Source organism: Planomonospora algeriensis, assembly GCF_977012225.1.
On the sequence record NZ_CDRNDK010000553.1, the window covers coordinates 1 to 3724 of the forward strand.

A 3724-nucleotide genomic window follows, 5' to 3' on the forward strand; every position below is an offset into this window, starting at 1 on the left:
GCGGCTCCGGTACGGCCGGCGCCGCCGAGGGGGGTCCAGGCGTCCGCCACCGCCGGCGGGGGCGGCGCGGAGGGCGGCTCCGGCGCGACGCCGCCCGGAGACGTCCACCGCCTGGCGCTCCCGCTGCCCGAGGAGGTGGGGACCCTGCGGCTGGAGGGGCTGTGGCCCTTCACCACGCACGAGAAGCTGCTGAAGGAGCACTCCCAGGTCCCGGACCTCGCCGTCCAGGAGGGGATCCAGGCGGGGTACCGGGAGGCCGAGCCGGCCGAGGGCCGCGAGGAGAAGAGGTACGTCGTCTTCACCGGCTACGACGTGGCCATCCGCGAGGAGCAGCAGAAGCCCGGCGTCGACGACCTCCTCCAGCGGTTCCTGGTGGCCGACGCGCCCTCCCACGACGTCACCGTCCCCGGGGAGTCGCTCGACGGCTACGCCCGCTGCGTCACCAAGAAGATCTCCGACGGCGACGTGAGCCTGTGCGCCTGGGCCGACGACGGCACGGTGGGGGTGCTGTCCGCCAGCGGCTTCACCGCCGCCGAGGCCGCGGAGCTGCTGCCCTCCTTCCGCACCGCCGTGGTGCGCTGACCCGGCGGCCGATGCCCGGCCGACCCGCAGGCCGCCGACCGGCCGCCCCCGTGTCGGCCGGGTCCCGCTCTGGCCGACACGGCGGCCCGGCCGGGTCAGCCGTGTCGGCCGGGTCAGCCGGCGGCGAGTTCGCGGCCCCGGTCCCGTGCCGCCTCGATGGCGGCCAGGAAGGCGGCCCGGACGCTGTGGCGCTCCAGCTCGGCGATGGCCGCGATGGTGGTCCCGCCCGGGGAGGTGACGGCCTCACGGAGGATGACGGGGTGCTCGCCCGAGTCGCGGAGCATGATCGCAGCGCCGACGATCGACTGGGTGACCATGTCGAGCGCGGCGGCCCGGGGCATGCCGAGCAGGATGCCGGCGTCGACCATGGCCTCGACCAGGTAGAAGAAGTAGGCGGGGCCGCTGCCGGAGAGCGCGGTGGCGGCGTCCTGCTGGGACTCGGGGATGCGCAGCACCTTGCCGACCGGCCGCAGCAGGTCCTCGGCCCGCCTGAGGTGCTCCTCGGTCGCGTGGGCGCCCCCCGAGATCACGCTCATCGCCTCGTCCACCAGCACCGGCGTGTTGGACATCACCCTGACCACCGGGACCTCCCCGCCGAGCCGGGCCTCCACGAACGCGGTCGTGATGCCCGCCGCCGCCGAGATCACCAGGCGGTCGGCGGGGACGCAGGGCGCGATCTCCGCCAGCAGCGTCCCCATGTCCTGCGGCTTGACCGCCAGGATGAGGGTGTCGGCGTTCTTGGCGGCCTCGGGGTTGGGCAGCACCCGCACGCCGTACCGCTCCCGCAGCGTCTCGGCCCGCTCGGCGCGCCGGGCGGTCGCGATCACGTCGCCGGGCGCGAACCCCGCCCGGAGCAGCCCGGACAGCAGCGCCTCGCCCATCTTGCCGGTCCCGAGAATCGCGATCATGCCAGCGCACCTTGCCTAGGGGGTCAGGGACGACCAGCTTACGAGGTGCGGCCGGGGCGGGACACGGCGAGCCCGCCGGGCGGCCGCCCGCGCCCCGGGCGGGTTCCCTCCGGGAAACGCGGTCAGGACACCGTGAACGCCCGGGAGACGCCGGTGAACGGGGTGATCCTGCCGAGCAGGCTCCGCCGGTCCCCGAAGTGCGCGATGCGGTAGGTGCCGGGCGGGGTGTCCGCGGCGACCTCCCAGGAGACGGTGGCCTTGGACGTGCCGGTGACGGCGTTGAGGCGGGTCCAGCGGAACTTCGTGTGCCAGTCACCGTCGTCCAGGTGGCGCCGCCACGTCCCGTCCACCAGACGCTGCACCTCCAGATAGGTCCCGTTGCGGTGCAGGTCGTTCTTCGGGTGCCCGGTGACGAACTCGGCCGTCACGGTCTCCCCGCGCCGATGGGAAGCGGCGGGCTCGGTGAGCACCTGCCCGAACGAGGTGGACGGCGGCGCGCTGTCGAGGACCACGCCCGTCTGGAAGGTGAACTGCTCACCGGACAGGTCGGGCGGGGTCGTGCCCGGATCGACCGCGGCGCCGTCCCGCAGGGCGGCGGCGAGCCGGGCGAACTCCTGCTGGTAGGCGGGCAGGGTGTGCGGGCCGTACAGCGTCGAGCCGCCCTCGTACTGCTGCAGCGCGTACTCCTCCGGCGTGGTCACGTACTGGCTGTAGGCGTTGGCGTAGCCCTGCAGCAGCACGTTCTCCAGCGGCACGCCCAGCTCCGCCGCGACCGACCGCCGGATCCGCAGGCCGGAGACGATCGTGTACTCGGCGGGGCCCGCCACCAGGTACAGCTGCCCGATCCTGAGGATCTGCAGCGGCAGGACGTTCGGCGTCGCCCGCACCGGCTCGGTGATCAGACCGGTCGGCACCAGGTTCGCCTTGGGCGCCTGGCAGGCCAGCAGCGAGGCCGGCGCAGGGACGTCGAGCGAGGCGAGGATCCGACCGATGGGGCCCGTCATGCCCTCCCGGAAGCCCGGGATCGCCGGGCCGTCCTCGGTGCTGCCCGCGAGCGTGGACGCGCCGACCATGGCGGTGCAGGTGCGGCCGGGCCTGCCGTCCGGGGTGTACCTCCCGTCGACGGCGACGTTCTCCATGTCGACGAAGCGCATCCGGGAGTCGACCCCGCCGGTGACCGGGGTCGTCGCGCCGTCGTAGATCTGCTTGGCCCTGGCGAACTGGCGCTCGCCGATGATCCGGGTGTTGGCGAACTCGTCCTCGGTCGGCCCCGATCCGGGCCTCAGGTTCAGGTTGGGCGACATGTCGCCGGCGTTGGTGTTGGGGAACGCCGCGACGAAGCCCGGTCCCGAGTCCAGGTAGCGCACCCCGGCGTGGTCGTGCTCCCAGCGGTAGGCCGCGTAGCCCTTGTTGTCCGGGCTGACCAGGGTGTTGGCGTTGGTCAGGGAGGTGTTGTGGGTGGCGAACCAGCTGATCGCGCCGATGTCGGCGCCTCCCTGCCGGAAGCGCAGGACGGTCATCGCCGGGTCGATGCCGCCGGGGAAGGCCGCCCTGTCCTGCGCGGGGTTGCGGTCGAAGGCGGCGCGGGACCGGTTCACGCTGGCGTCGGTGAGCTCTCCCCTGCCCAGGGTGACGGTGCCCGGCCGCAGGTCGTCGTGCGCCTCCGCGACCGACTCGACGATGCCGTCCACGATCGCCCCGTAGGTGCCCTTCTGGAAGCCGAGGCTCGCCAGGTTGTACGCCAGGTGGTGGGAGAAGCCGCCCGGCCCGGCGTGCGTGTGCGTCGCCGACAGCAGCACGTTCTGCTCGGTGTACAGCGTGCCGTACCGCTGCTTCAGCCTGGCGATCACCTTCTGTCGGACCGCCTCGAAGATCATGGCGAGGTCGGCGTTGACGTACGCGACCCGCCTGCCGGTGGCCCGGTCGACGACGACGAACGCGCGTGAGCGCTGGCGCTGGTGCAGCCCCGAGGCCTTCTGCTCGAAGCTGGAGTAGCCCATCATGCCGACCTCGGCGATCTCTCCGGTGACGTCGGAGATGCCCCGGCCGACCAGGTAACCGGGCGGCTCGGCGGCCGCGACGGTGCCCACCGGTCCGGTGCCCGCCGCGACGGGCGGGGCGAGTGGGACCGCGACGCCGAGCGCCGCGGTCAGCAGCAGGGTCAGGGGTCGGGTTCTCGGACGTGCGAGTCGCATGCGTTTTCTCCCGGGGGTGGGCCGGTCCGCGGGGACCGG

General features: G+C 73.7%; 3 protein-coding genes. 1 reads left to right on the plus strand and 2 read right to left on the minus strand.

Annotated elements, in window-relative coordinates; all coding sequences use genetic code 11:
* Positions 1–582 (plus strand): hypothetical protein (locus ACWJ6R_RS32285; protein WP_449065846.1); only part of this gene is annotated, 582 nt, incomplete at its 5' end.
* Positions 583–695: 113 nt separating this feature from the next.
* Here the strand turns inward: ACWJ6R_RS32285 and proC are convergent.
* Positions 696–1490 carry a pyrroline-5-carboxylate reductase gene (gene proC / locus ACWJ6R_RS32290; RefSeq protein WP_449065847.1) on the minus strand — a complete coding sequence of 265 codons (795 nt, stop codon included), beginning with the start codon at positions 1488–1490 and terminating at the stop codon, positions 696–698.
* Positions 1491–1612: 122 nt separating this feature from the next.
* On the minus strand, positions 1613–3685 hold the full coding sequence (locus ACWJ6R_RS32295; RefSeq protein WP_449065848.1) for a neutral/alkaline ceramidase: 2073 nt from the start codon (positions 3683–3685) through the stop codon (positions 1613–1615).
* Positions 3686–3724: the final 39 nt, after the last annotated feature.

Coding starts and splice junctions, on each gene's coding strand:
- ACWJ6R_RS32295 (WP_449065848.1), bottom strand. CDS start 3,685: ATGCGACTCGCACGTCCGAGAACCCGACCCCTGACCCTGCTGCTGACC.
- proC (WP_449065847.1), bottom strand. CDS start 1,490: ATGATCGCGATTCTCGGGACCGGCAAGATGGGCGAGGCGCTGCTGTCC.